This is a genomic window from Lamprobacter modestohalophilus (assembly GCF_016583905.1).
In the GTDB taxonomy this organism is placed as follows: Bacteria; Pseudomonadota; Gammaproteobacteria; order Chromatiales; family Chromatiaceae; genus Lamprobacter; species Lamprobacter modestohalophilus.
In genome coordinates this window covers 74,963-100,755 of sequence record NZ_NRRY01000004.1, presented here as the reverse complement: position 1 = coordinate 100,755, position 25,793 = coordinate 74,963, and the positions used below count along the sequence as shown (strand labels likewise).

23 protein-coding genes are annotated in these 25,793 nt (G+C 61.4%); 14 read left to right on the top strand and 9 right to left on the bottom strand.

Going from position 1 to position 25,793, the window contains the following annotated elements:
• The first annotated feature begins 151 nt into the window (after positions 1 to 151).
• The 10 genes from CKO42_RS04335 to trpE all read left to right on the top strand — a co-directional run bounded on the left by CKO42_RS04335 (position 152) and on the right by trpE (position 9,910).
• On the top strand, positions 152 to 604 hold the full coding sequence (locus CKO42_RS04335; protein ID WP_200239758.1) for a PTS sugar transporter subunit IIA: 453 nt from the start codon (positions 152 to 154) through the stop codon (positions 602 to 604).
• Positions 605 to 622: 18 nt separating this feature from the next.
• A complete protein-coding gene (gene hprK / locus CKO42_RS04330) occupies positions 623 to 1,597 on the top strand; it encodes an HPr(Ser) kinase/phosphatase (RefSeq protein WP_200239755.1) in 975 nt (324 codons plus the stop codon).
• 43 nt (positions 1,598 to 1,640) lie between these two features.
• Positions 1,641 to 2,507, top strand: a complete 867-nt coding sequence (rapZ, locus tag CKO42_RS04325) for an RNase adapter RapZ (RefSeq protein ID WP_200239752.1) — start codon at positions 1,641 to 1,643, stop codon at positions 2,505 to 2,507.
• Complete coding sequence (locus CKO42_RS04320) at positions 2,504 to 2,905, top strand: PTS sugar transporter subunit IIA (RefSeq protein ID WP_200239750.1); 402 nt, start codon at positions 2,504 to 2,506, stop codon at positions 2,903 to 2,905. The genes rapZ and CKO42_RS04320 overlap by 4 nt, the downstream gene beginning before the upstream one ends.
• Positions 2,902 to 3,171, top strand: a complete 270-nt coding sequence (locus tag CKO42_RS04315; protein WP_200239747.1) for an HPr family phosphocarrier protein — start codon at positions 2,902 to 2,904, stop codon at positions 3,169 to 3,171. Before CKO42_RS04320 ends, CKO42_RS04315 begins: the two co-directional genes overlap by 4 nt.
• A complete protein-coding gene (ptsP, locus tag CKO42_RS04310) occupies positions 3,168 to 4,916 on the top strand; it encodes a phosphoenolpyruvate--protein phosphotransferase (protein ID WP_200239745.1) in 1,749 nt (582 codons plus the stop codon). The genes CKO42_RS04315 and ptsP overlap by 4 nt, the downstream gene beginning before the upstream one ends.
• Before the next feature lie 143 nt (positions 4,917 to 5,059).
• Positions 5,060 to 6,421 carry a magnesium transporter gene (gene mgtE / locus CKO42_RS04305; RefSeq protein WP_200239742.1) on the top strand — a complete coding sequence of 454 codons (1,362 nt, stop codon included), beginning with the start codon at positions 5,060 to 5,062 and terminating at the stop codon, positions 6,419 to 6,421.
• 170 nt (positions 6,422 to 6,591) lie between these two features.
• Positions 6,592 to 7,290, top strand: coding sequence for a ribulose-phosphate 3-epimerase (gene rpe / locus CKO42_RS04300; RefSeq protein WP_200239740.1), 699 nt, complete (start codon positions 6,592 to 6,594; stop codon positions 7,288 to 7,290).
• Between the two features lie 43 nt (positions 7,291 to 7,333).
• A complete protein-coding gene (locus CKO42_RS04295; protein ID WP_200239738.1) occupies positions 7,334 to 8,020 on the top strand; it encodes a phosphoglycolate phosphatase in 687 nt (228 codons plus the stop codon).
• A 348-nt stretch (positions 8,021 to 8,368) separates the two neighbouring features.
• A complete protein-coding gene (trpE, locus tag CKO42_RS04290) occupies positions 8,369 to 9,910 on the top strand; it encodes an anthranilate synthase component I (RefSeq protein WP_200239736.1) in 1,542 nt (513 codons plus the stop codon).
• A 250-nt stretch (positions 9,911 to 10,160) separates the two neighbouring features.
• On the opposite strand, the gene CKO42_RS04285 is transcribed toward trpE, so the two are convergent.
• Positions 10,161 to 10,523, bottom strand: a complete 363-nt coding sequence (locus CKO42_RS04285) for a hypothetical protein (RefSeq protein WP_200239734.1) — start codon at positions 10,521 to 10,523, stop codon at positions 10,161 to 10,163.
• Positions 10,524 to 10,615: 92 nt separating this feature from the next.
• Complete coding sequence (locus CKO42_RS04280; protein ID WP_200239731.1) at positions 10,616 to 11,017, bottom strand: hypothetical protein; 402 nt, start codon at positions 11,015 to 11,017, stop codon at positions 10,616 to 10,618.
• A 294-nt stretch (positions 11,018 to 11,311) separates the two neighbouring features.
• Here CKO42_RS04280 and CKO42_RS04275 point away from each other — a divergent pair, with 294 nt between their 5' ends.
• Entirely contained in the window at positions 11,312 to 11,890 is a 579-nt protein-coding gene (locus tag CKO42_RS04275; RefSeq protein ID WP_200239925.1) for an anthranilate synthase component II, read from the top strand.
• 137 nt (positions 11,891 to 12,027) lie between these two features.
• On the opposite strand, the gene CKO42_RS04270 is transcribed toward CKO42_RS04275, so the two are convergent.
• The 5 genes from CKO42_RS04270 to hemB all read right to left on the bottom strand — a co-directional run bounded on the left by CKO42_RS04270 (position 12,028) and on the right by hemB (position 16,168).
• Positions 12,028 to 12,942, bottom strand: coding sequence for a 2-hydroxy-3-oxopropionate reductase (locus CKO42_RS04270; RefSeq protein WP_200239728.1), 915 nt, complete (start codon positions 12,940 to 12,942; stop codon positions 12,028 to 12,030).
• A gap of 124 nt (positions 12,943 to 13,066) precedes the next feature.
• Positions 13,067 to 13,432, bottom strand: a complete 366-nt coding sequence (locus CKO42_RS04265; protein WP_200239726.1) for a DUF6164 family protein — start codon at positions 13,430 to 13,432, stop codon at positions 13,067 to 13,069.
• Positions 13,433 to 13,483: 51 nt separating this feature from the next.
• Complete coding sequence (locus CKO42_RS04260) at positions 13,484 to 14,194, bottom strand: hypothetical protein (protein WP_242479108.1); 711 nt, start codon at positions 14,192 to 14,194, stop codon at positions 13,484 to 13,486.
• A 26-nt stretch (positions 14,195 to 14,220) separates the two neighbouring features.
• The gene (gene aroE, locus CKO42_RS04255) at positions 14,221 to 15,090 is read right to left on the bottom strand and encodes a shikimate dehydrogenase (protein WP_200239724.1); all 870 of its coding nucleotides are present in this window, start codon (positions 15,088 to 15,090) and stop codon (positions 14,221 to 14,223) included.
• A 64-nt stretch (positions 15,091 to 15,154) separates the two neighbouring features.
• A complete protein-coding gene (hemB, locus tag CKO42_RS04250; RefSeq protein ID WP_200239721.1) occupies positions 15,155 to 16,168 on the bottom strand; it encodes a porphobilinogen synthase in 1,014 nt (337 codons plus the stop codon).
• A 598-nt stretch (positions 16,169 to 16,766) separates the two neighbouring features.
• Here hemB and CKO42_RS04245 point away from each other — a divergent pair.
• Positions 16,767 to 21,578, top strand: a complete 4,812-nt coding sequence (locus tag CKO42_RS04245; RefSeq protein ID WP_200239719.1) for a DUF3320 domain-containing protein — start codon at positions 16,767 to 16,769, stop codon at positions 21,576 to 21,578.
• A 35-nt stretch (positions 21,579 to 21,613) separates the two neighbouring features.
• Here CKO42_RS04245 and CKO42_RS04240 read toward each other — a convergent pair whose 3' ends face one another.
• The gene (locus CKO42_RS04240; protein ID WP_200239717.1) at positions 21,614 to 22,045 is read right to left on the bottom strand and encodes a DUF29 domain-containing protein; all 432 of its coding nucleotides are present in this window, start codon (positions 22,043 to 22,045) and stop codon (positions 21,614 to 21,616) included.
• Positions 22,046 to 22,335: 290 nt separating this feature from the next.
• On the opposite strand from CKO42_RS04240, the gene CKO42_RS04235 reads away from it, so the two are divergent.
• Both CKO42_RS04235 and CKO42_RS04230 read left to right on the top strand, forming a co-directional pair.
• On the top strand, positions 22,336 to 22,725 hold the full coding sequence (locus tag CKO42_RS04235; RefSeq protein ID WP_200239714.1) for a thioredoxin family protein: 390 nt from the start codon (positions 22,336 to 22,338) through the stop codon (positions 22,723 to 22,725).
• On the top strand, positions 22,722 to 23,894 hold the full coding sequence (locus CKO42_RS04230; protein ID WP_200239712.1) for a calcium:cation antiporter: 1,173 nt from the start codon (positions 22,722 to 22,724) through the stop codon (positions 23,892 to 23,894). The genes CKO42_RS04235 and CKO42_RS04230 overlap by 4 nt, the downstream gene beginning before the upstream one ends.
• 127 nt (positions 23,895 to 24,021) lie before the next feature.
• On the opposite strand, the gene leuA is transcribed toward CKO42_RS04230, so the two are convergent.
• Positions 24,022 to 25,722 carry a 2-isopropylmalate synthase gene (gene leuA, locus CKO42_RS04225; protein ID WP_200239709.1) on the bottom strand — a complete coding sequence of 567 codons (1,701 nt, stop codon included), beginning with the start codon at positions 25,720 to 25,722 and terminating at the stop codon, positions 24,022 to 24,024.
• Positions 25,723 to 25,793: the final 71 nt, after the last annotated feature.

Here is a 25,793-nt window from a genome sequence, read left to right as displayed (position 1 = left end):
TGCAAGTTTACGACTGCGCCGGAGCGAGACCGCGTTGGCTCCGGCCCCCTTTGCGACGCCGTCAGCCTGCTGTCTCCGGCGTCGTTGCCTTTATCCGACCAGGCCGTGCTGCGTCCCGCACGCGAAGACCTATTTTCTGGAGCGACGGTCGATGTTTCCCCCCAGTTTGATTGCTGAGCCACGAATTCGCTGCCGTGTCGAGGTCACGAGTAAGAAGCGATTGCTAGAATCCTTGGCTGAGCTGTTGGCGACAGCGCGGCCGGACTGCCCGCCGGCCTCGGTCTTTGACCTGCTGAACGAGCGCGAGCGGCTCGGAAGCACTGGTTTGGGTGAGGGTATCGCGCTGCCGCATGCCCGCATTGAGGGTATCGATAACGCCGTTGGCGCCTTTGTTCAGCTGAGCGAAGGGGTGAGCTTCGATGCGCCGGATGACCAGCCGGTTGATCTCGCCTTTGGGCTGCTCGTGCCGCAGGAGGCAACCGATGCTCATCTGAACCTGCTCGCCCAACTCGCCGAGCGTTTCAGTGATCCGCAACTGCGCTCGGCTCTGAGGGCTGCGAATGATGCCAGCATTGTGCTGGATGTGTTGCAGCGCCGCGATTAAGCCAGGCTCATCGCGCCGATGCCGCCCGTCGACACGTTACAGGGGTTGGTTGAGCACCTAGGCCCTCGGCTCGGGCTGCGTTGGCTAACGCCAGTGCCTGATCAGCCGCTTGCGCTGCTCAGCTCCGACTCATCGGCCGGTGCGGCTCAGAGTCTGGTTGGCTCCCTGAACTGCATCCATCCCAACCGCCTGCAGGTGCTGGGGCTTGCCGAGATCCACCATCTCGCGGATCTGAGCCGCGCAGCCGGCCGTGACATCGTCGAGCGGTTATTTGCCGCTCAGCCTGCGGCGGTCATCTTCGCCCAGGACATCGATCCTCCGCCTGGCTTCTTTGCCCGCGCTGAGCAGTCTGGCACGCCCCTGCTCTCTTCGCCCCGCGCCGAAGAGGAGATCGTCGACCGGCTTCAGTACTTCCTCACCTACGCCCTTGCCGAGCGCACAACCCTGCACGGCGTTTTTCTTGACGTGCTGGGCATGGGGGTGCTCTTGATGGGCGACCCTGGCATCGGTAAGAGCGAGCTTGCGCTCGAGATGGTAGTGCGCGGTCACCGGCTGATCGCCGACGACGCCCCCGAGGTCGCGCGCATTGGCCCGGAGACCTTAGAGGGAAGCTGTCCTGAGCTGCTCAGAGACTTCCTGGAGGTGCGGGGACTCGGCGTGCTCAATGTTCGGGCGATGTTTGGTGAGGGGGCGCTGCAACGGCGAGAGCAGCTGAACTTGATCGTCAACATGCGGTCGTTCGATGGAGACGCGCTGGCGCAAATGGACCGCCTGCGGGGCAGCCTCTCGACGCGGACGATCCTTGGCGTGTCGGTTCCAGAGGTCACCTTGCCCGTGGCCCCTGGTCGTAACCTTGCTGTGCTGCTGGAGACCGCAGTGCGTAACCAAATCCTGCGGTTGCGTGGCTATGATGCCGGCGTCGATCTGATCGATCGACAATCCCGCTCTATTGATGAGAACGCCCGATGCCTGACCCCGACGCCTTTCGTTTAGCTCAGCAGCCTATGCATTGTGTGCCTGCAAACAGGTTATCGGCATGGAGTTGATCATCATCAGCGGACTGTCTGGTGCCGGTAAGAGCGTTGCGCTTCGCACGCTGGAAGATATCGGCTACGTCTGTATCGATAATCTGCCCTTGTTTCTGCTGCATGACCTGGCGCTTGGGCTCAAGCAGTCGCGTCCTGAGGGCGGGGATGGCCGCGGCGGGACGGCCATTGGTATCGATGCGCGTAGCGGCCCTGAGCTGCTCGATCAGCTGCCCGGGGTGATCGAGGCACTGGAGGCGCAGGGCATCGCGATTCGGGTCATCTTCCTTGAAGCGGACACGCCGACGCTGGTGACCCGTTTCAGCGAGACCCGCCGCAAGCACCCGCTGACGGGTGCCGATCGTCCGCTCGCCGAGGCGATTGAGCTCGAGCGCCGCTTGCTCGAGCCCCTGCGGCGGATTGCCAAGACCCAGATTGATACCTCCAGTACCAATGTGCACGAGCTGAAGGAGCTGGTCAGGGAGAATCTGAACCGCAAGGGTCGCGGCCAGGCGCCGGTGTTGCTGCAGTCGTTCGGGTTTAAGAACGGTATCCCGAGCGCTGCAGACTTCGTCTTCGACCTGCGCTGCTTGCCGAATCCGCACTGGCAGCCAGGGCTGCGTCCGCTGACCGGGATGGACCCGGAGGTGGCTGCGTTTCTCGAAAGCTCGTCTGAGGCGATGCAAATGCGCGACGATCTGATCGCCTTCCTCGACCGCTGGGTGCCGCGGTTCGAGACCGATGGCCGTAGCTACTTGACCATCAGCATTGGCTGCACGGGCGGACGCCATCGCTCGGTCTACATGGTGGAGGCCTTACGTCGGCACTTCGAGGCACAGGGCCACCAAATCTTGGTACGCCATCGGGAGCTGGGATGAGCGTTGGGATCTTGCTGATCACGCACAACCGGATCGGTGCGGAGTTGCTAGAAACCGCAACCCGTATGCTCGGCTGCTGCCCCCTGGCAGCGGTTGCGATCGATGTGCACGAGCAGGATGATCCTGACCAGCTGCGGCGGCAGATCTTGGAGTGCGCCGAGCGCCTCGATGACGGCGCCGGCCTGTTAGTACTGACCGACCTCTATGGCGCAACGCCCACCAACATCACCGATGCGCTCTGCCGCCGTGGGCACGTTCGCGTGCTGAGCGGGGTCAATCTGCCGATGGTGGTGCGTGTGCTCAACTACTGTCAGCTCGAGCTGGCGGCGCTCGCGGAGAAGGCGCTGAGCGGTGGTCGTGACGGCGTGTTCGGCTGTAATGAGGAGAGGCTGTCATGATCCGCAGAGAGCTCGACATCATCAATCGCCTCGGGCTCCATGCCCGTGCTGCGGCCAAGTTCGTGACCTGCGCAAGTGGTTTTGAAAGCCATGTCCAGGTCGAGCGTCAGGGACGTCGTGTCAACGGCAAGAGCATTATGGGTGTGATGATGTTGGCCGCCGCCTGCGGCACGCGGATCACGATTGAGGTCGAGGGGCCCGATGCCGAGCAGGTGGCCGACGCGCTCGAGGCCTTGGTCGCCGACCGCTTCGGAGAGGGTGAGTGACCGCCGCGCTGCTCGGGGTTGGCGTTTGCGGCTCGCGACCCGTCGCGATTGGCCGCGCCCAGCTGTTTGCGCGCGAGCCCACCGTTGTCACGGAAGAGATCGATCCCGCGCAGATCGAGGCCGAGGTGGCGCGGCTTGATGCCGCGCTCGAGTGCGCACGCCATCATCTCGAGTCGGTTCGGGGCCAGATCCCAAATTCGACGCCGCTGCATATTGCCGAATTCATCGACGCGCATCTGCTGATGCTGACGGATTCGGCCCTGGTCGATGCCACCCGCGATCTGATCCGCGAGCGCAGCATCAATGCAGGCTGGGCCTTGCAGATCCAGCGCGACACCTTGGTCGAGGTGTTCGACGCCATGGGCGATGCCTATTTGCGCACCCGGCGTGATGATGTCGACCATGTCGTGCGCCAGATCCAGGTCTTTCTGAGCGGCGAGCCGTCGGCGCAGTCGGTCTCCGCGAGCGATCTCAAAGATCGGGTCATCGTCGCCGATGACTTGACCCCGGCCGATACCATCCTGCTTCGACATCGCGGTATCTGTGCCTTTGTGATCGAGCACGGCGGTCCAATGTCGCACACCGCGATCTTGGCTCGCAGCCTCGATATCCCGGCGGTGCTGGGTGTGCACAACGCGACTCATCTGCTGCGACAGGATGAGCTCTTGGTGGTGAATGCCGAGAGCGGGACCGTGCTCGCTGGCGCCGATGAGAGCATCCTCGCCCATTACCGCAAGCGTCTGGTCAGCGCCGATCAACGTCGACACCGGCTGCGCGAGCTGGTGCGGGAGCCGTCGACCAGCCGAGATGGCGTGCCGGTGGTGCTGCTTGCCAATCTTGAACTGCCCGAGGATGTCGACGCGGTGCGCTCCAGTGGCGCATCTGGCGTTGGGCTCTACCGCACCGAGTTCTTGTACATGAACCGCAGCGGATTGCCGGACGAAGAAGAGCACTTGGAGACCTATCTCGGGGTGATGCGTGGGCTCGATGGCATCCCGCTGACGATCCGCACCCTCGACCTCGGCATGGATAAGCAGGTCGATGGGCTTGCTGGCAGCTCAGGGAGTCTGACCAATCCCGCCCTGGGGCTGCGGGCGATTCGGCTCTGCCTGCGCGAGCCGGGTCTGTTTGTGCCCCAGCTGCGAGCCATTCTGCGTGCCTCGGCGCATGGCCCGGTGCGGCTCATGCTGCCGATGATCTCAGCGATCGCCGAGGTCGAGACGGTGCTCGGGATGATCGCTGAGACCCGCCGGACACTGCGCCGCCAAGGGCTGCCATTCGATCCGCTGATGCCGGTTGGCGCGATGATCGAGGTTCCGGCAGCCGCACTCTGCGCCGGCGGCATAGCCAAGCGCGTCGACTTCCTGTCGATCGGTACCAACGACCTGATCCAGTACACCTTGGCCATCGATCGGGTCGACGACAGCGTCAACTATCTCTATGACCCGCTGCACCCCGCCGTGCTCAGGCTGATCCGGATCACGCTCAGCCGTGCGGCGGAGTCGCGCACCCGCGTCAGCATGTGCGGCGAGATGGCGGGTGATCCGCGCTACACTGCGATCCTGCTAGGGCTTGGCCTGCGCGAGATGAGCATGCAGCCGGCCTCGCTGCTTGAGGTCAAGGAGGTTGTTCGCAGCTGCGATGTCGGCCGCGTCAGCAACCGCATGGATCAGCTCATGGATCGTCTTGATGACCTGACCTCGGCGCAGTTGCTGGATGCCGTCAACGAGGTCGCGAACGACTGAGGTGATTGCCGGAAAGGCGCGCAGCGAATGCTCCGGCGCTCGGTCCATTCGCAGTGTCCATTCGCAGTGTCAGGCGGATTCTCGCTACACTGAGCGGCTAGTCGCGGCCCAAAGCCGCCCCACCGCTGCCCGAGCCCTGCCGCATGACCGAGCCCGCCGAGACCCCGCCTGAGGCTGACCGCATCGATCTTCTCCATCAGGTCTTGGAGAGCGGCTCCGTGCGCAAGGCGACGCGGATGCTGAATGCGCTGCACCCAGCCGAGATCGCCCACGTGCTGCAGTCGCTGCCGCCGCGGCAGCGCAAGATCGTCTGGCAGATGGTGGATCATGCCGCCGAAGGTGAGGTTCTGCTTTACCTCAACGACGACGTCCGCGACGAGATCCTGCGTGGCATGGACGCGACCGAGATCTTGGCGGCCGCCGAGGGGCTGGACGTCGATGATCTCGCCGACCTGGTGCAGGACCTCCCGGCCAAGGTCACCTCGGAGGTTCTGAGCTCACTCGATGAACAGCGCCGGGAGCGTCTGGAGACAGCGCTCAGCTATCCGGAGGATAGCGCTGGCGGCCTCATGAACCCCGATGTGGTCACGGTCCGCCCCGAGGTGACCCTCGACGTCGTCCTGCGTTACCTGCGTCGGCGCAAGGATGGCCTGCCCGAGCTGACCGATAACCTGATCGTGGTCAGCCGCCAGGGCCGCTACCTTGGTGTTCTCTACCTCACCGACCTGCTCACCAGCGACCCAGACGACTCGGTGGCGGAGGTGATGACCCTCGACGTACAGCCGATCCCCGCTGATGCCAAGGCCCGTGACGTCGCCAACCGCTTCGAGCAGCTCGACCTGATTACAGCGCCCGTGATCGATCCCGATGGTCGCGTTCTCGGTCGCATTACCGTCGATGATGTGATGGACGTCATCCGCGAAGAGGCCGATCACCAATTCCTCGGCCACGCCGGCCTCAGCGAAGGCGAAGACATGTTCGCGCCGGTCCTGCTCAGCGCCCGCCGGCGTGCGGTCTGGCTCGGCATCAACCTGATGACCGCCTTCCTTGCCGCCTGGGTCATCGGGCTGTTCGAGGCGACCATCGAGAAGGTCGTCGCCCTCGCCGTGCTCATGCCCGTGGTCGCCAGCATGGGCGGCATCGCTGGCACCCAGACCCTCACCCTCGCCATCCGCGGCATCGCGCTCGGGCAGCTCTCAGCGAAGAACATCCGCTGGCTGGTCTCCAAAGAGATGGCCGTCGCCGCCCTCAATGGCCTGCTCTGGGCGCTGGTCGTCGCCAGCATCGCCTGGCTGTGGTTCGGCAACAGCAGTATCGCGCTCATCATCGCCACCGCGATCACTCTCAACGTGCTCGCCGCCACGCTCGCCGGCGCGCTCCTGCCACTGGTGCTTGACCGCTTTGGCATCGACCCCGCCCTTGCCGGTGGGGTCATCCTCACCACGGTCACCGACGTCGTCGGCTTCCTCAGCTTCCTCGGCCTAGCGACCCTCTTCCTGCTCTAGCTGGTCGTCCTTCTCGTCCCGCACCGATGCGGCGTCGGGCGGTCCCGGTTGTCGCGATCAATCTGGCATTGGCCAGTGAAAAAAGGCCTCCAGTCGGCTACACTTAACGTCTTTTTCATGCTTGGCACGACGGTGGCCGAACCGCTAGGTGCCCTTAACTGGAGGCTCCCATGGCCGCAGCAGAAGACCTGATCGCCCCGTCCATCCTGTCCGCCGATTTCGCGCGTCTTGGCGAAGAGGTCGACAACGTGCTCGCCTCTGGTGCCGATATCGTGCACTTCGACGTGATGGACAACCATTACGTACCGAATCTGACCATCGGTCCGCTGATCTGTGACGCGCTGCGTAAGCATGGCGTCACCGCTCCGATCGATGTGCATCTGATGGTCAAGCCGGTCGATCGGATCATTCCGGACTTTGCCCAAGCCGGCGCGACCTATATCACCTTCCACCCTGAGGCCAGTGAGCACGTCGACCGCACCCTGCAGCTGATCAAAGCGGAAGGTTGCAAGGCGGGCCTGGTGTTCAATCCGGCGACCTCGCTCGACTACCTGAAGTACGAGCTCGACAATGTCGACATGGTCTTGTTGATGTCGGTGAACCCTGGCTTCGGTGGCCAGAGCTTCATCCCATCGGCGCTCGACAAGCTGCGCGAGGCGCGGGCAATGATCGATGCCAGTGGTCGCGACATCCGGCTCGAGATCGACGGCGGCGTCAAGGTTGATAACATCGCCGAGATCAAGGCCGCCGGCGCCGACACCTTCGTCTCCGGCTCGGGGATCTTTGGCAAGGGTCAAGACAGCGACCCGAACCGCTACAACGGCATCATCCGCCAGATGCGCGAGGCGCTCGCGGGCGCTGGCCGCTGATCCCCCCCACTCTCATTGATCCGCAGTTCTCGGCAGCGCCTACATGCAGTTCCCCTTCCGCCCTGGTATGGTCCTGATCGATCTCGACGGCACGCTGGTTGATAGCGTGCCGGATCTGACCTTTTGCGTCGATGAGATGATGGCTCGGCTTGGGCGCCCGCCGCGCGGCGAGCCGGCGGTGCGTCAATGGGTGGGCAACGGCGTCGAGCGCCTCGTCGTCCGTGCGCTGACCGGCCAGCTCGATGGTGAGCCTGATGCCGCCGACTTCGAGCGCGCGTTGCCGATCTTCCTCGAGCTTTACGCAGAGAATACTGCCACGCGCTCAGTGCTCTATCCAGGCGTTCGCGAGGGGCTCGACCTGCTGCGCGCCCGAGGCTACCGACTGGGCTGCGTCACCAATAAGGCGGGCCGCTTTACCGAGCCATTGCTGAAGGCCGTTGGTATCCGCGATACCTTTGAGCTGGTCGTCAGCGGCGATGCCTTGCCCGAGAAGAAGCCCAGCCCGCTGCCGCTGCTGCACGCGGCCAAGCATTTTGGCGTCGAGCCAACGGCGGCGCTGATGCTCGGCGATTCGGTCAGCGACGTCAGGGCGGCGCGAGCGGCCGGATTTGGCATCATCTGTGTCAGCTATGGCTACAATCATGGCGATGATATTCGCACTGCCGAGCCTGATGCGGTGATCGACGCTCTCACCGAGCTTGACGACCTCCTCGCGGACCCGCGGGGCTAGGTTGACAACGCGACTCAGACCACAGTGCCGAAGAGTCGATCCCGACGCGCATGATGACGGCTTCCGAGCGTGACAAGGCTCCAGACCTGCACTCATCGCTAGCGGGCTGTGCTGCAGAGCGTCCTGTTGGACATCGATCCGGAGTCTGCGCCGAAGCTCGCGACCAAGCTTTGCAGGCTGGTTTTTGGTGCGGTTTTCCGGCGGAGATCCAGCTGAGCGATCGCCAGCGGTCGCGCGCCGGCGGTGATCCAAGCGATGGCTCTGGCATGTGCATCGCAGGCCGATGGCGTCGCTCGACTGCCGATCTCGAGCCCGCCCTTGGTTTCCGCATCGTCTGGAGTCCGCCCGATGACCCCCGAGAATCTTCACGCCCTCGCCGCGCAGGGCCATAATCGAATCCCGCTGATCTGTGAGGTCCTGGCCGACCTCGACACCCCACTCAGCTGCTATCTAAAGCTGGCCGATGCCCCTTACAGCTACCTGTTCGAATCCGTGCAGGGTGGTGAGAAATGGGGTCGGTACTCGATCATTGGTCTGCCCTGCCGCACGGTGCTCAAGGTCTTTGGTCACCGCATCCTGATCGAGCGCGATGGGGCGATCGTTGAAGAGGCCGAGGCCGCCGATCCGCTGGCCTGGATCGAAGCCTTTCAGCAGCGCTTCAAGGTTGCCGAGCATCTTGGCATGCCACGCTTCGCCGGCGGGCTGGTTGGCTACTTCGGCTATGACACTGTGCGCTACATCGAGCCGCGGCTCGATCCCTGCCCGAATCCAGATGCCATGGACACGCCCGACATCCTGCTGATGGTGTCTGAGGAGGTCGTGGTGTTCGACAACCTGCAGGGGCGGATGTATATCATCGTGCATTTGGACCCGAGCGTTGGCGATACGCTCGACTCTGGCCAGCGCCGCATCGACGAGCTGGTCCATGGCATGCAGCGCGGTGCGCCGCGCGACCCAAGCGCCGGTGGCCGCCACATCGACGAGACCGATTTCGTCTCTGGCTTCACCGAGGCCGGCTACAAACAAGCGGTCGAGCGGATCAAGGCGTACATCCTCGAAGGCGACTGCATGCAGGTGGTGCTCTCGCAGCGGCTCTCGATCCCCTATCAGGCGCGCCCGCTCGATCTCTATCGCGCGCTGCGTGGGCTCAACCCCTCGCCCTATATGTACTTCCTCAACCTCGGCGAGTTCCAGATCGTCGGCTCCTCACCCGAGATCCTGACCCGGCTCGAGGACGGCCTGGTCACCGTGCGCCCGATCGCCGGCACCCGGCGCCGTGGCTATACCGAGGACGAGGATCAGGCGCTCGAGCAGGAGCTCCTCGCTGATCCAAAAGAGCTGGCCGAGCATCTGATGCTGATCGACCTCGGCCGCAACGATTGCGGTCGCGTCGCCGAGATTGGCAGCGTGAACCTGACCGACCGGATGATCGTCGAGCGTTATTCACACGTGATGCACATCGTCAGCAATGTCACCGGGCAGCTCAAGCAGGGCATGAGTGCGATGGACGTGTTGCGCGCCACCTTCCCGGCTGGCACCGTCTCTGGCGCGCCGAAGATCCGCGCGATGGAGATCATCGACGAGCTTGAGCCGATCAAGCGCGGCATCTACTCGGGAGCAGTCGGCTATCTAGCCTTCAACGGCAATATGGATACCGCCATCGCCATCCGCACCGCGGTGATCAAGGATGGTCAGCTGCATATTCAGGCCGGTGCTGGCGTCGTCGCCGATTCGGTGCCGGATCTGGAATGGAAAGAGACCATGAACAAGGGGCGCGCCATCTTCCGCGCCGTGGCCATGGCTGAGGCCGGCATTGAGCGTCAGCCCTGTGTTGCGGGTGCCAGCGCCGCGGCTGAAGAGCCGGAGTCTGGACACCGCCATCGCGTCTGACCGCCCGGGTGGCTGTGGGCTGCGTTTCGTCTAGCCGTCCCGGGCACCGTTCAGTTAAATGGTCGGCGCATCGCGCACTAGATGGCGATACAGTTCCATCTTTTCTCCATGGTAGATGGCACAAAAACAGCTCGACCCGCTGGTTGATTATGCTCAAACGCAGATTCAAGAGCCACAATCCTTCATCGTCTGTGAAGAGTGCGAGAAGCTAGCGCGTCTCGGATGCGGGCTCATGGCCTGATCTTGGTTGTCAGCGATCCCAGCACCGCCAGCCGAGGCTGACGATGGGTGAGAGGACCGGCAGTAGGATCAGCGCCTGCCAGGCGTTCAGTTGCCCAGCCGCCTCGGGACCGAAGCCCCAGATCGCCCAAGGCACGCCAGCGAGCATCGCCAAATAAGGCAACAGCATCAGCCGCCAGTAGCGGGTGCGCGGAGCGCGCCAGGGCCGACCCTGCACCACCGCGCCATAGCCCAGCGCCGCCAGCGCCAATCCCGAGAGTCCGACGGCAAGCTGCCCTCGGACTAGGAATACTAGCGCTAGGGCTAGTATCCAGAGGTAGCCGCCGGCCCATCCGAGCAGCCATCCAAGCTGCTCAGCACGCCGAGTCTGCATCGGCCTGCCCGTGCCGCTGGCTTGCCCTCCCGTACCGGAGCAGGTGCCATCTGTGGCGAGTCGCGCTGGGCGATCTTGGTCAGGCGGTTGAATCATCGGGGATGACGAGGCGCGTCAGCCGGGGGCGTCAAGGCTGCGCTGAGCGCCCGGGATGTGATCAGTGCGAGCAGCACGGCCAGCACGGATGCCATGATTGCGCTGAACAGCACAAACCGCTTGATCTGCTCGATGGATTCCAACGGAGAGCTTGCTAGCCCTGCTAGCCCTGCTGACCCTGCTGACACTGCTGACGGCAGCGACTGGCGAGCGGTGTTGGACTGCGCCGAGTCGTTCGGTTGGGCTTCATGTTGCGCCTCATGCAGCGTCTCATACTGCGCAAGCTGTTGTTCGATCGCATCGAGTCCTGTGTAGGCGACACTGATCGGCACGAGCAGGATCAGCAGCACTAGCGCGAAGGCAATCAACAGGCGTTGCTGTACGGTGAGATTCTGCATGATTTGTCCATCGATTACAGGAGCCTGTTGATGAGATTAACGGGCGGAAAGTGTGAGGTCAACGCGCGAGAATGCCGCTGAAGCCTTGTGCAACGGTCGAGGATGCGGCTGATCGCTTGACGTCGCTACAGTTGGCTGTTGGCACGAGGCGATGGTCTCCTCGCGCTCAAGTTTGTTCCGCTGACCGGTATAATGGCGATATCGTCTTGAAACCTTTTTGTCCGCGGGGCCGAGGTTGATCAGCTTTTCGACCAATCGCAGCCATCGCTGCAGACACCGTCGGTGAATGCCCCAATGCTATTGATGATCGATAACTACGACTCCTTCACCTACAACCTGGTGCAATACCTGGGTGAGCTAGGGGTGGAGGTGCGGGTGGTGCGCAATGATGAGCTGTCGGTCGCCGATGCTTTGGCGTTGCGCCCGGAGCGGATCGTGATCTCGCCGGGGCCTTGCACGCCTAAGGAAGCTGGTATCTCAGTCGAGCTGATCCGGGCCGCGGCCGGCAAGGTGCCGCTGCTGGGCGTCTGCTTGGGCCATCAGTCGATCGGCCAGGCCTTCGGTGGCAAAGTGGTCAAGGCGCGTGAGGTGATGCATGGCAAGACCTCGCCGATCCATCATCAGCATCTTGGCGTCTTCAAGGGGCTCGCGCAGCCGTTCGAGGCCACGCGCTATCACTCATTGGTGGTCGAGGAGGCATCGTTACCGGCCGAGCTTGAGGTCACGGCCTGGACCGAAACGGCCGCTGGCGAACGCGATGATATCATGGGTATGCGTCATCGCGAGTTGCCAATCGAAGGCGTGCAATTTCATCCGGAGTCGATCTTGACTCAGCATGGCCATGATCTGCTGCGCAACTTCGTTGAGCGCTAACGCGCGCCCTGAATCAATCGCTTCATCTTGCGGAGTGGCGACGCGCTATGCCCCTGACCTAAACGGGGCGTGTCCTGGAGTTCGTAGCGCCCCGGACCAAAAGATGAGCTTGAGACTGACTCACAGTTCTAATGCACTCAAGGATTGGTGTCTGTGGTGGAGCGGTCAACTGCCGTTTCTAGGCTGAATTGCGCTTGTATCTTATAGATTGCCGCCGAGTCCAGGTCGCCGAGTCCCTGGCCGACTAGCGCGTTGAGCCATTGAGCCGCCTGCGCCGCGCCGGGTAGCGCAAGATTCAGCTCATGCGCGGCCTCGAGGACGATGCGCATGTCCTTTTGATGCAGCGCGGCCTTAAAGCCGGGCGCATAATCGTCCTCCAGCATGCGCCGCCCGTGCACCTCCAGCACTCGGCTGTTGGCAAAGCCGCCGAGCAGCGCCTCGCGCACCTTGGCGGGATCGACGCCGGAGGCCTTGGCCAACAGCATCGCCTCGCCGACACCGGCAATGGTTTGCGCGACCAGCACCTGGTTGCAGGCCTTACAGACCTGTCCGGCGCCGTGATCGCCGACATGGACGATATTCTGACCCATCACTTCGAATAAGGGTCGCACGCGCTCAAAGGCGACTTCGGGGCCGCCGACCATGATCGATAACCTGCCCGCTGCCGCGCCGATATCGCCACCCGAGACAGGTGCATCGAGCATCTCGGCGCCCACTGTGCGCAAACGCTCAGCCATGGCGCGGGTCGCTGACGGCGAGATCGTGCTCATGTCAACAACGACGGCACCGGCCTGGACGCCCTCGATGACGCCTTGCTCGCCGAGGATGACCTGCTCGACATCGGGGGTATCCGAGACCATGGTGAACAGGATCGCGGAGCGGCGCGCAACCTCGGCCGGGCTCGAGCAGGGCTCGGCTCCGGCCTCGAGCAGCGGTTGCATCGATGCCTCGCGCCGTGCGTGCACGGCGAGCCGGTAGCCGGCGTTGATCAGATTCAGGGCCATCGGGCGGCCCATGATGCCGAGCCCGATGAAGCCGATGGTTTCAGTCATCTATGTCTCCCGGTGGATGCGCGAGTGCCGATTGGTCTTTGTCGTCGCCATCTGCGGTTGAAACGCTCTTTTGGGATCATTGATCATGACCGCTTTTGGTTTGATCAAAGCGACCTGGGTGACTTTAGCGACCCAGCGTCAAGAAGGGCACCAGCATCAGGTAGAGCACGGCGGCAGCGCCAGCGAGATAAAACAGGGTGCGCAGCGGATGGCGCATGGCCCGTTGCAGCGTGGTCTCGGCCTGGCCAGTGCGACATAGGGCTGCATAGTTGGCCGCGAGGCGTGCCGAGCGTTCTTCTTGGTAGCGGTCGATCAGTGCGCGAGCCGCCGCCTTCTGGCTGCTATCTAGCAGCCAGAGTCCGGCAACGCCGAGACCGAGAAAGCCGCCGCTGGTCTCATGGTAGTCGAAACCCTGCTCATCGAGTAGGCGTCGCACATCGGCCGCTTCGTCGTCCTCGACGCCGTTGAGCCGGAAGATCAGGACCGACATGGCTGCCGTTCTTGCCAGGTTGTGACGCTGAGCTGGCCGTTCGCTACGGACTCAGTGCGAGGGTGGGGCGGCATCGTACGCCTCTGCGCGCAATCGAATCAGCGCCAGCCGATCTCGCGCTTGACTGAGATCGATGCCGATGTCCTGCTGGTCCAACTCGGCCAAGCGCGCTTCGCCGTGCGCAAGTAGCTGAGCCAGCTCATCCCCGTCAAACAGTTCGCAGACGGCCTCGATCTCAGCCGTGGTGGCCGAGAGGACCGTTGCCGCGAGCTCATCCGCGCCGATGCCACTGTTGGGATGCAGGAGGTCGGCGACCAGCGGTTGCTCGAGTAAGCGAAAATGGATGGCGCGTGCGGTCTCTTCGTCACTCAGCTCTTGGTGTGCGAGGGGATCGGACCCGGCATGGCGCCACAGCGTTTTCATCACCAGATCGATCAGACGCTTGAGCGCCGCACGCTCCTCGCGATGATCCTCGGGTAAGGCATAGCTTTGCTCGTAATGGGCCTCGAGCGCTTCCTTGAGGCTCAGCACGGCGTCACTGCCCGCATCGGCGGGGAGATCGACTGCGCGCTGGATCAGTGATCGAAAGTGCTCGCGAAAGGCCAGCATGTCCTCATGATCGGCCTGCTGCGCAGCGAGTAGCTCCTCAGGTGGCACCTCTTGCGGTGGCCAGGCGAATAGAGGGTTCTCGTGCCGACGTCGAAGCTGGCGCTCGCGGCGACCGGGCTTGTGGGTGAAGGGCAGTTCCATGGTGTTGAGCATTCTTGGCCTCACGAGGTCGAGCGGCATCAACCGTGGCGCAACAGGTCGATCACCGGCGCTGTTTGCGGTCGCACGCCACGCCACAGCCAGAAGGATTCCGCTGCCTGTTCGACCAGCATGCCGAGTCCGTCCAGAACGCGGGCGGCGCCATGGGTCTGGCCCCAACGGCAAAACGGGGTCGGCTCGTTGGCATAGAGCAGGTCATAGACCCAGCCGCCGGCGGCCAGGCAGTGATCAGGGATCGCTGGAACCTGATCGTCAAGGCCGCTTGAGGTGGCGTTGATGATCAAGTCAAAGCGCTGACTGCGGAGTGCGACGAGGCCGCAGCCGCTGACCGCGGTTTCTTGCTGGTCGATCTGGGCGTCAGCGCGGGTTTCTGGGCTGGCGATCGCGCTAGTGGCGAGCTGAGTGGCCAATGCCTCGGCCTTCTCAGCGGTGCGATTGGCGATCAGTAGCTCGGCTGGCCTGGCATCGAACAGCGGTCTCAACACGCCACGCGCGGCACCGCCGGCGCCGAGCAGCAGCACCCGCTTGCCGGCCAGCGCGAAGCCGTGATTCTCGGTCAGATCGCGCAGCAAGCCGACGCCGTCGGTGTTATCACCGCGCAGCAGGCCGCCATCGCGCACGATTAGGGTGTTGACTGCGCCCGCGGTGCGCGCCTGCTCGCTGAGATCGTCGAGCAGCTCGAAGGCATCGGTCTTGAATGGCACCGTGACATTGAGTCCACGCCCACCCTCGGCAACGAAACGCCGCACATCGCCAGCGAAGTCGTTGAGGTCGCCGAGGATGCGGCCGTACTCGATCGGCTCGCCGGTCTGGGCCGCGAAAGCGGCATGGATGGTCGGCGACTTACTGTGCGCGATGGGGTTGCCGATCACGGCGTATCGATCGGTCATTGTCCGCTACCCAGCCGCGCGTCGCGGCGATGCACGCTGAGTTGGCCAGGCCATATCAGTTGACTCAGGCACCCATCCACTGTGCGGCCTGCTTGGCGTAGTAGGTGAGGATGCCGTCACCGCCGGCGCGCTTAACGCCCATCAGCGCCTCGAGGACCACCGCTTCTTCTTCGAGCCAGCCGTTCTGGCACGCGGCCTTCAGCATCGCGTATTCACCGCTGACCTGGTAGACGAAGGTCGGTGCGCCGAAACGGTCTTTGACCCGACGCACGATGTCCAAGTACGGCATGCCGGGCTTGACCATCACCATGTCGGCACCCTCGGCTAGGTCGAGCCCGACCTCGTGCAGCGCCTCATCCGAGTTCGCCGGGTCCATCTGATAGGTGTACTTGTTGCCGCCGCCAAGGTTGGCTGCAGAGCCAACCGCATCCCGGAATGGGCCGTAGAAGCTGGAGGCGTACTTGGCCGAGTAGGCCATGATGCGAGTGTTGATGTGACCAGCGGACTCGAGCGCTTCACGCACCGCGCCGATGCGCCCGTCCATCATGTCGGACGGCGCGACGATGTCGGCGCCGGCTGCGGCATGCGAGACTGCTTGCTGCACCAGCACCTCGACGGTGGCATCGTTCGTCACGTAGCCGGTCTCATCGATCAGTCCATCTTGGCCATGGGTAGTGAAAGGGTCGAGGGCAACATCGGTCATCACGCCCAGCTCCGGCACCGCGTCCTTGAGTGCGCGCACTGCGCGCTGGGCCAGGCCGTCCGGATTGAAGGCCTCGCGGGCGTCTTCGGACTTGGCCGACATCGGCGTGACCGGAAACAGCGCCATCGCTGGGATGCCCAGCTTGGCGATGGTCTGCGCCTCCTCGACCATCAGGTCGATGCTCATGCGCTCGATGCCGGGCATGGAGGGCACCGGCTCGCGCTCGCCTTGGCCTTCGAGCACAAAGACCGGATAGATGAAGTCATCGGGCGTCAGCGTCGTCTCACGCATCAGCCGGCGCGAGAAATCATCGCGGCGCATCCGGCGCATGCGGGTGGTGGGATAGGGTGCGCGATTGGGGTGCAGATCGGACATCGGCGGCTCTTTTTTAAAAACGAGGTGGTGCAAGCGATTCGGCGTGCGCGTTAGCCGCTGATCAGCAGCTCGCGTATCGGCCGCTAACCATAGCGCACCCGGCCGATCGGCGGCCAGTCTGGTTGCAGACATCATGGTCGAGTGGCTGCGCCATTGAGATCCGCCGCGATCCGCCGCGATCGGCCCTGCCCAGCGTCTCCGTGCAGGATCTCGGCGATGCTGAAAGCGCAGTGCTTAGTACACCTTCGTCAGGTCTCGCGTCTGCAACTCCAGCTTGCGATACGCTGATAAGCCCATTCAGAATGCCGCCTTTTCTTCCGTCGCGGCGCTTGTGGACCGCAGTAACCATGGAGAAGACTCGATGCGCTTTCCTTCCGACCAACCGCCCTGCGGCGATTGTTTCGATGTTGACCACGAAGGGTTCGAGCAGGCTGTGATCGAGGCCTCGCGCTCGCGGCAGCCGGCAGCCAGCCGAACTGGGTGCGGATGTTAGAGTACTTGCTCGGGCGCGATTCGCGATCTTGGTAGACAATGTGGTACTACCATCGCCATCCGGATCGATGTCATATTCTTCAGAACAACGGACTCAAATCTGGCAATGGACCAAGAAGTAAACTCCGCTAACATCAACCGGCTGACGCAAGAGTTGAAAAGTGCGCGCCGTCGTTTGATTGAAACAGGCACACGGAACCGGCTTATTCATGTCAATCGGAAGCAGAAACGTAGCAAGTCGTTAAACATCATTAATGAGCAGGCTGACAAGGTCTACGAGATTCTTCATCAGCGTGGTCGGCCCATGCGGTTTAAGGCTTCCGCAACAGAGCAGATCGATGAGAGTCAAGTTCTTAATGGCCATGCCGTCGCTTTATCGGAAGATACCGAAGAAGATACCGAAAGTGAAGCTCGCTTTTCAGGTGCTTTCCTCAAAACGGAATTGACCGTTGACGCCCTGCAAAAAAGGTTACTCGGGTTGTATCGCGATGCTCGCACGGCAGAAGAAGAGCAGGGTATCAATATCCTCTATTTGGCCATTGGCTTTATGTGCTGGTTTGAGGATGAGCGGTCTCAAGTGCAGCGTGAAGCACCACTGATTCTTATTCCAGTAGAATTGGTGAGGAACAAGAAGACAGGGCACCACCAGTTGCAGGTGCGTGATGAGGATATGAGCACCAATTTGCCGCTGAGAGGGCGGCTAGAGACGGATTTCGGCATTCCCCTTCCGATGCTTGACGAGACAGTTTCCGATCAGGCAGCTGGAGAAGACTCCGAAAATGAGTGGCGGCCAAGCGCATACTTTGAACAAGTTTCACGCGTTATTGCTAACCAGCCACGTTGGTCGATCGATGCAGATGGGATGCAACTTGGATTCTTTTCGTTTGCTAAGCTGTTGATGATGCATGACTTGGAGCCGGATCGCTGGTCAAGCGACCAGTTGGCTTCCAACTCGATCTTGAAAGGACTTCTGAAGGACGGATTTGAGCCGACGTCACCTTTGTTTTCAGACGGCGAGCGACTCGATACTAGGCTTGATCCTGCCGACCTATTGCATGTCATCGATGCCGATGCATCGCAGACAAAAGTCATTGAGGAGGTAAGTGTTGGGCGGAATATAGTCGTACAGGGCCCACCCGGCACGGGCAAATCTCAGACCATCACCAATCTCATCGCCAAAGCTGTGCATGATGGCAAGACAGTTTTGTTCATGGCCGAGAAGATGGCTGCGTTGAATGTCGTCCATCGACGCATGCAGAAGCTTGGCCTGGCTGATCTTTGTCTAGAGCTGCATTCGCGTCAGGCTAACAAGAAGGTTGTGCTGCAGGAGTTGAAGCGGACACTGCAAGGGGTCAATCATCCCTGTGAGAATGCGGCTGATGGTTCGGCGCTTCGTGATTGCCGTGATGAGCTCAACGTGATCACGGAAAACCTACACGCACCTCTAAGTGGTCGCACTTACTCGCCTTTTGAGTCGATGGCAGAAGTGATCGGGTTCCTCGGGCGTGAGTTGCAACCACCTGTTGTTCAGAACGAGGCTCTTTGTGAGCTGAGTGACGAAGAGCGCATGCACCGGCGGACGTTCGTGCAGCAGTATGTCGCGGCTCGCAAGACCATTGGTGCCCCATCGACACATCCATTCTGCGGTGTGCAGCGTTTAGACCTACAGCCTGTGGATCAGCAACGACTTAAGCAGGAGCTGGCGACTGCGGTTGGGTTGCTAGACGCATTTGGCATCGAACTCGATAGGGTAGCGAGCGTATTAGCAGTGCCATCGCCGAATAGCCTAAACGACACGTTAGCGTTCTGTTCCTTCCTCTCCCGTCTGCAGCCGGATGCTGCGGCACAGACTCATCTTGTCGACGCCTTATTCAGTCATCTCGATGAGTTGCGCTTATTAGAAGGACTCGAGGCCGGTGCTGCCTGGCGCCGCAATCGGGATACAGCGGCGGCCGGGTTCAAGGACGCTGCTTGGTATGCAGAAGTGGAAGCGCTCAGGGGGCCAATCGCCAAAGGCGTGTCTTCCGGGTTCTCGCGTCTGTTCGGTCGTTATCGCAGTGCGAGCCGAGAACTTCGGGTGTTGCTGAAAGGGCCGCCCCCCAAGGCGCCATCAGAACGACTCGAACTGGTCGATCAACTTTTGCAAGTGCAAGAGCAACGTGCTTTGCTCAGCGAAGATGAAGACTGGTTGCGTAGGGTCTTAGGTGATGCTTGGCGTGGGGAGCGCACAGATTTTCAGGCCGCGTTGGCGACCCTCAAGTGGTTGCGAGCACTGGCGGAAACTGGATGGCTGCCGCAGGAGCCTCATACTCTTTGCTCTTGGGTTGCGGATCTACCTGAGGCGGCATCGCGCGCCGATCAGCTAGCCGAGTTGCTCAAGAAAGCCGAGGACGCAGTTTTCCCACCATTGAAGCGACTTGAGTATAGCTTTGAAGGCTTGAGTGAGGACGCTAGCACAACGCCGCTGGCAAACTCCTCGTTATCAGAGTTATTGCAACGCCTTCGCAACATGCTTGCTCATCTCGACAGCTATGTGGACTGGGCTCATTATATTCAGAGTCGCCAACAGCTAGAAGAAGTTGGGCTGCAAACCCTGCTTGAAGCGCTAGATAACCAGGATGTCGCGTTAGCTTCAGCGCTAGATGAGTTCGACTATGCGGTCGCCGAAGCACGTTGGAATTATGCACGCGCTGCTCAGCCAGAACTCGCGCCGCTAGCCGCTTGCGACCGGCATAAGTTGGTCGAACAATTCCAGACGTTAGATGCTGAAAGGGTAACAGACGTCCGAGCACTGATCCGCAACCAGCATCGACAGCAATTGCCCACGGGAGCTACCGGTGAGATGGGGTTCTTACGTGGCGAAATGGCGAAGCGACGTCGGCACCGCTCCATTCGCCAAATTATGATCAACGCCGGCCGCATGGTCCAGCGTATCAAGCCTGTCTTCCTCATGAGTCCGATTTCCATCGCGCAGTTCTTGCCACCAGAGCAGATGAGCTTTGATTTGCTCATCATCGATGAGGCAAGCCAGATTAAACCGGAGGACGCTATCGGTGCGATGGCGAGAGCCAGGCAAATCGTGGTTGTGGGTGATAGTAAACAGCTGCCGCCCAGTTCCTTTTTCGACCGCTTAACCGACGAGGATGGTGATGAGGACGAAGAGGAGGATGGAACTGCACCAATGGCCCAAGCGATCGAGCTTGAGAGCATTCTTACGCTTTGTGAGGCTAGGGGTCTACGGCGTCTCATGCTTGAATGGCACTATCGTTCCCGCGATCCTTCGCTCATCACCGTCTCGAATGCCGAGTTCTATGAAAATCGTCTAATACTTCTACCGACGCCGACTCAGCACGACGACAATATCGGGCTCCAGTTGACTCGCGTGCCAGGCGTCTATAGCAGTAAGAGCCGGGGTGGCGGGCGGCCCGGAACCAACCGCATCGAAGCCGAGGCCATCGTCAACGCGCTCTCTAGGCATGCGAGGCATGCAGCAGAGTTCTCTGTTGGCGTTGTCACCTTTTCGAAGGCGCAAAGTGACATGGTGACGGAACTACTGGAGCTTAGGCGTCGTGAAGACTCGCTACTCGACGCGCTCCTGCGTGAGGGGCGAACCGAAGATGTCTTCGTGAAAAACATCGAGAATGTGCAGGGGGACGAACGTGACGTCATCATGATTAGCGTCGGTTACGGACCCCATGAGCCTAATGGTCGACTTTCGAGCATGAACTTTGGCCCGGTCAATACCGATGGTGGTGAACGGAGGCTAAATGTTTTGTTCAGCCGGGCTCGAATTCGCTGCCAGGTGTTTGCATCATTTGCACCGGAAGAGATTGATTTGTCGCGAACGACAAAGGACGGTCCGCGCGTACTCAAACGTTTCCTTAAATTTGCCGAGACAGGGGAGCTTGAACAAGCTTTGCCAACGGGTGCTGATGCCGATAGTCCGTTTGAAGAAGACGTCGCGAATGTCATCACGACGTTAGGCTATCAGTGTGATGCGCAAGTAGGCAGCGCAGGTTTCCGTATTGACTTAGGTGTCCGCAATCCTGATCGCCCCGGACAATACATATTGGCGGTTGAATGTGATGGAGCAACTTATCACCGCGCGTTGTGGGCACGTGAACGCGACCGACTCCGACAGCAAGTCCTGGAAGGCCTGGGTTGGCGTTTTCACCGCATCTGGAGCACGGATTGGTTTTATCGGCGTGACCAAGAGGTCGCGCGACTAAAGGAAGTTTTGCGAGATGCCCATTTTGCTGCGGATTCTTGGTCTATCGAGGGTGCCAATCAGTCTGTCTTTGGGCAATTCGGCCAAAAGGATATCTTCGAAGGTCTGCCAGAAAATGATGATCCTCGAAATCCCGCGCAGCCTTGGGACGATTCAGTTTCGGCCGAAGCGAATTTGGCGGTGCCGACTTCACTTCAGACGGTTCCTTACCAGAGAGCGATTCCCCAGATAGGCATAAATTTTGAACCTCATGAAATGCCGATAGAAACATTGGCTGAGCATGTTTCAACGGTAGTCGAGGCCGAGGGACCAATTCATACCGTTGAGGTTGCTCGGCGTATTGCGGTTGGTTGCGGTAAGACGCGGACGGGCATTCGGATTCAAGATGCGACTCGCGCGGCGCTTGTCCATGCGCAGATGCAGGATCGAATGTGCAGGGACGAAGAATTCTGGTTCACTGCTGCACAGCAAAATGATCCACCCGTTCGCGATCGTTCCCAGGAAAGTTTGCCGACAAACAAGGCTATTTATCTCTCGAATCTTGAGATTCAAGCAGCAGCAGTGATCGTAAAGCGTGAGAATGGTCGAGTTGATCCAGAAGAGTGCATTCAAGCGGTTGCACGTTTGCTCGGGTTTCAGCGCACTGGTGCTGAGTTGCATGAGAAGATCGAACAGGCACTGGGCGATTGACTAAGTGTTCAATTTAGCGAGCAACAAGGAGGCGCTCAAACGCCGGGCCAATAGTCTTCGTCCAGTATCTCGACGATGCTATAGGCGCAGTGCTCTGGGAAAGGCGACTTGAGAAATCCTGTTTCTTCCATCGCCGCTCGGGTCGCATTGCGGTAGCTGCGTAGCAGCAGTTCTGGCAGGCGCTGCCGCAAGCTGGGGCTATCTTCCAGCAGCAGGGCGAGTTGGCGTCGTTGCTCATTGATGGTTAGGCGCCAGCTGGTGCTGCGGCGCTCGGGTTGATACTCCCATTTGAGCAGGTGCGCCAGCAACAAGGCGAGGCGGTTGATCAGCTCGCGTCGTTCGCGTGCGCTCATGCTCTCCAGTTCCTCGATCAAGTGCGTGACATCCAGCTGCGGTAAGTGGCCGGTGCGCAGCAGGTCCGCTTGCTCTTCGATCCGCTGATGAAAGTCGGTTTCATAAGTGCTCATCAAGTGTGCCTATGGTTTGTCGTTGACAGCTGCTGTGACCGGCAGGGAGAGTCGTTGATGCTGATTGCTGATGCTTAAGCTTTGGTATCGATCGGGACAAGCGGTTGCGCCTTGTCGATGCTGATCGTTGACTCGAATTCATGTTGTGCCCGCGCTCGGTGCTCGACGCTTTATGGCTTACTGCTCACGGCTTGCCGCTGCAGCTTGCAATCCGCTGATGCGGATACTCAAAATGGTGGTTTTGCTTCTGCTGTGGCGCGATAAACCCCGGCAGTGATGGAGAACTATAGATGCGCTTTCCTTCCGACCAACCGCCCTGCGGAGATTGTTTCGATGTTGACCACGAAGGGTTCGAGCAGGCCGTGATCGAGGCGTCGCGCACGCGGCCGATCCTGGTCGACTTCTGGGCCGATTGGTGCGCGCCTTGCCATCAGCTGGCGCCCCATCTCTACCGCGTGATCGATGAGCTTCAGGGGGCGATAGGGCTGGCCAAGGTCGAGGTCGATGAGGGCGAGAATATGAAGCTGGCTGGCCATTATCGGTTGCGGGGCTTTCCGACCGTGCTGCTGTTTCAACAGGGCGAGGAGCACGGGCGCTTCAGCGGCTCACGCTCGAGCGTGCAGATTCGCGCCTGGCTCCAAGAGCATCTCGATCAGCCTCTGGAGACCGATGCCCAATGAGTAAGGCTGACCTCGGTGATCGGGTACGCAGTGAGGCGCCGTTGCTGTTCGTTTTGGCCACCACCGCGGCGTTCCTGGTGTTCGGCAAGGGCTGGCTCGGGGATCTGAGTGATCCGCTTTGGCTCGCGCTGATGTTCGCCTGGCTGTTCGGCACCATCCTCTGGGCTGCGCTCAAGGTGGTGCATCACGCGGACATGCTCGCGGAGCGGCTCGGCGAGCCTTACGGCACCCTCATCCTGACCCTGGCAGTGATCTCGATCGAGGTGTTGATGATTGCGTCGCTGATGTTCGTCGGCGACAACAATCCGACCCTGGCGCGCGATACCATGTTCGCGGTGGTGATGATTGTGCTCAATGGCATGGTGGGTCTGACCTTGCTGCTTGGTGCGCTGCGCCATGGTGAGCAGAGCTATAACCTGCAGGGTGCGAATGCCTATCTCTCGGTGATCATCCCGCTGGCCTTGCTGAGCCTGGTGCTGCCAGACTTCACCCAATCGACGCCGGTGAGAACGCTGAGCGGCTTCCAGGCGACCTTCTTGATCCTTGCCAGTGTCGCCCTCTACGGCAGCTTTCTGTTGATCCAGACGGTTCGCCATCGCGGCTATTTCCGATACGACGATGCCGCGCTGGAGGCTGCGCCAGATGCCGCAACAGAGATGGCGCCAGATGCCGCGTCAGATGTCGCGCTGGAACATGGCCATCACGCCCAGGAGCCAGGTCCAGTGCCGCTGCATGCGGTCCTCTTGCTCGCCTACTTGGTGCCGGTGGTGCTGTTGGCGAAGAAGATCGCGCTCCCGATCGACTATGGCATCGAGACCCTCTCACTCCCGGCGGCCTTGGGTGGTTTCGTGGTCGCCGTGCTGGTGCTGACGCCCGAGGCCGTTGGCGCTGTCCGCTCGGCACTCGCCAATCGGCTCCAGCGCGCGGTCAATATCTTTCTCGGCTCAGTGTTGGCGACCATTGGGCTGACTGTGCCCGCAGTTTTGGCCATCAGCTTGGCTACCGGCAAGCCGGTCGAGCTTGGCCTAGACGACACCGATATCTTGTTGCTGGTGACAACGCTACTGGTTGCAGTCCTAACCTTTAGCGCGCCGCGCACCAACGTGCTGCAAGGCGTGGTGCATCTGATCTTGTTCGGCGCTTATGTGATGCTGATCTTTGCGCCTTGAGGGCGTACGCTGGCTGGCCGTCCATCGGTGGACATTCTTCTTGCATCTCGTCCATCTCGTCGTCCTCTCCTGCCTTAACAGGCATTGCTCAGACCCTCTGTCTGAGCTTACCAAAATGCGCGACAGGCTAAGCAACCTGCTGCATCCTGACGTTCTTGGCCATGCCAGCGCTTCGGTTAAGGGCTGAGAGCACCGCTTTCAGCGAGGCGCTGACGGTATCGCGATCGATGGCGACGCCGGCGACCGGCTGGCCGTCGATCGCGAGCTGCACATAGGCCGCGGCCTCGGCATCGGTGCCAGCGCCGATCGCATGCTCGCGGTAGTCGCGCACGTCGATGGTCTGACCAAAGGCCCGGCTCCAGGCATCGGCGAAGGCGGCGATCACGCCCTCACCTTCGCCTTGGATGCGCTGCTCCTGTACTTCTCGCCCAACGCTGACAATGGTCGCTTCGATCTGATCATGGCCATTGCGGCTGATGCGGTAGCCGCCGAGCCGGTGCGGCGCTTGATCTTGGATGAACTGGGCCTCGAACAGCGCCCGGATGCTGGCCGAGTCGATGATGCCGCCTTGCTCCTCGCTCGCGCGCTGCACCACCGGTGCCAGCTCAAGCTGCGCCCAGCGGGGTAACTGCAGCCCATAATCGCGCTCGAGCACGAAGGCAATACCGCCCTTGCCCGACTGGCTGTTGACGCGGATCACCGCCTCATAGCTGCGGCCGAGGTCCTGCGGATCGATCGGCAGATAGGCGACCTGCCACGGCAGGGCGCGGTTGTGCTCGGCACGCTGATGTCTCAACGACTTGTTGATGGCATCCTGATGACTGCCGGAGAAAGCGGTGTAGACCAGCTCGCCGATCCAGGGATGCCGTGGATGGCAGGCGATGTCGGTGCACTCCTCGACGGTCGCGATGATCCGCTCCGGATCGCTGAGATCCAGCTGCGGGTCGATGCCCTGGCTATAGAGGTTCATCGCCAGCGTCACCAGATCGCAGTTGCCGGTGCGCTCACCGTTGCCGAGCAGGGTGCCCTCGATGCGATCGGCGCCCGCCAATAGGCCCAACTCCGCCGCTGCCGCCGCGCCGCCGCGATCATTGTGCGTATGCAAGGAGACGATCACGCTGTCGCGCCGCTCGATGTGGCGGCAGAACCATTCAACCTGATCGGCAAAGACGTTCGGGCTGGCCGATTCGACTGTCGCCGGCAGATTCAGGATGCAGGGGCGTTCTGGTGTTGGCTGCCAGACGTCGACCACCGCATTGCAGACCTCGACCGCATAGTCCGGCTCGGTCTGCGAGAAGCTCTCTGGCGAATACTGAAAGGTCCAGTCGGTGCCGGGATACTTGGCCGCCTCATTGCGGACCCACTCGGCACCCTGCACCGCGATGGCCTTGATCCGCTCGCGATCGGCGCCGAACACCCATTCGCGCTGCACCGGCGAGGTCGAGTTGTAGACATGGACAATGGCCCGATGCACCCCATCCAAGGCGGCAAAGGTGCGCTCGATCAGGTCAGCGCGTGCCTGCACCAGCACCTGGATGGTCACATCCTCTGGTATTTGACGCTCCTCCACCAGCCAGCGCACGAAGTCGTAATCCGGCTGGCTGGCCGACGGGAAACCGACCTCGATCTCCTTGACGCCGATGTCGACCAGCAAGGCCCAGAGCTGCTGCTTCTGCGCCACGCTCATCGGCGCGCGCAGGGCTTGGTTGCCGTCGCGCAGGTCGACACTGGCCCAGCGCGGGGCCTGTTCGATGCGGCGATCGGGCCAGGTGCGGTCGCGGATGGGCACCGGCTGGCTTGGACGATATTTGTGGTGTTGGGCGGGCATGGTGCGAGCTCCTTGTGGCAGTGGGCGAGCGGCTTGGCTGTGAGCAAACGGCTTGGCAGTGGGCGCGTGGC

Bases quoted from the DNA above. Each gene is read 5' to 3' on its own strand.
- CKO42_RS04335 (WP_200239758.1), top strand. From the start codon at position 152: ATGTTTCCCCCCAGTTTGATTGCTGAGCCACGAATTCGCTGCCGTGTC.
- hprK (WP_200239755.1), top strand. From the start codon at position 623: ATGCCGCCCGTCGACACGTTACAGGGGTTGGTTGAGCACCTAGGCCCT.
- rapZ (WP_200239752.1), top strand. From the start codon at position 1,641: ATGGAGTTGATCATCATCAGCGGACTGTCTGGTGCCGGTAAGAGCGTT.
- CKO42_RS04320 (WP_200239750.1), top strand. From the start codon at position 2,504: ATGAGCGTTGGGATCTTGCTGATCACGCACAACCGGATCGGTGCGGAG.
- CKO42_RS04315 (WP_200239747.1), top strand. From the start codon at position 2,902: ATGATCCGCAGAGAGCTCGACATCATCAATCGCCTCGGGCTCCATGCC.
- mgtE (WP_200239742.1), top strand. From the start codon at position 5,060: ATGACCGAGCCCGCCGAGACCCCGCCTGAGGCTGACCGCATCGATCTT.
- rpe (WP_200239740.1), top strand. From the start codon at position 6,592: ATGGCCGCAGCAGAAGACCTGATCGCCCCGTCCATCCTGTCCGCCGAT.
- CKO42_RS04295 (WP_200239738.1), top strand. From the start codon at position 7,334: ATGCAGTTCCCCTTCCGCCCTGGTATGGTCCTGATCGATCTCGACGGC.
- trpE (WP_200239736.1), top strand. From the start codon at position 8,369: ATGACCCCCGAGAATCTTCACGCCCTCGCCGCGCAGGGCCATAATCGA.
- CKO42_RS04285 (WP_200239734.1), bottom strand. From the start codon at position 10,523: ATGCAGACTCGGCGTGCTGAGCAGCTTGGATGGCTGCTCGGATGGGCC.
- CKO42_RS04280 (WP_200239731.1), bottom strand. From the start codon at position 11,017: ATGCAGAATCTCACCGTACAGCAACGCCTGTTGATTGCCTTCGCGCTA.
- CKO42_RS04275 (WP_200239925.1), top strand. From the start codon at position 11,312: ATGCTATTGATGATCGATAACTACGACTCCTTCACCTACAACCTGGTG.
- CKO42_RS04270 (WP_200239728.1), bottom strand. From the start codon at position 12,942: ATGACTGAAACCATCGGCTTCATCGGGCTCGGCATCATGGGCCGCCCG.
- CKO42_RS04265 (WP_200239726.1), bottom strand. From the start codon at position 13,432: ATGTCGGTCCTGATCTTCCGGCTCAACGGCGTCGAGGACGACGAAGCG.
- CKO42_RS04260 (WP_242479108.1), bottom strand. From the start codon at position 14,194: ATGCTCAACACCATGGAACTGCCCTTCACCCACAAGCCCGGTCGCCGC.
- aroE (WP_200239724.1), bottom strand. From the start codon at position 15,090: ATGACCGATCGATACGCCGTGATCGGCAACCCCATCGCGCACAGTAAG.
- hemB (WP_200239721.1), bottom strand. From the start codon at position 16,168: ATGTCCGATCTGCACCCCAATCGCGCACCCTATCCCACCACCCGCATG.
- CKO42_RS04245 (WP_200239719.1), top strand. From the start codon at position 16,767: ATGGACCAAGAAGTAAACTCCGCTAACATCAACCGGCTGACGCAAGAG.
- CKO42_RS04240 (WP_200239717.1), bottom strand. From the start codon at position 22,045: ATGAGCACTTATGAAACCGACTTTCATCAGCGGATCGAAGAGCAAGCG.
- CKO42_RS04235 (WP_200239714.1), top strand. From the start codon at position 22,336: ATGCGCTTTCCTTCCGACCAACCGCCCTGCGGAGATTGTTTCGATGTT.
- CKO42_RS04230 (WP_200239712.1), top strand. From the start codon at position 22,722: ATGAGTAAGGCTGACCTCGGTGATCGGGTACGCAGTGAGGCGCCGTTG.
- leuA (WP_200239709.1), bottom strand. From the start codon at position 25,722: ATGCCCGCCCAACACCACAAATATCGTCCAAGCCAGCCGGTGCCCATC.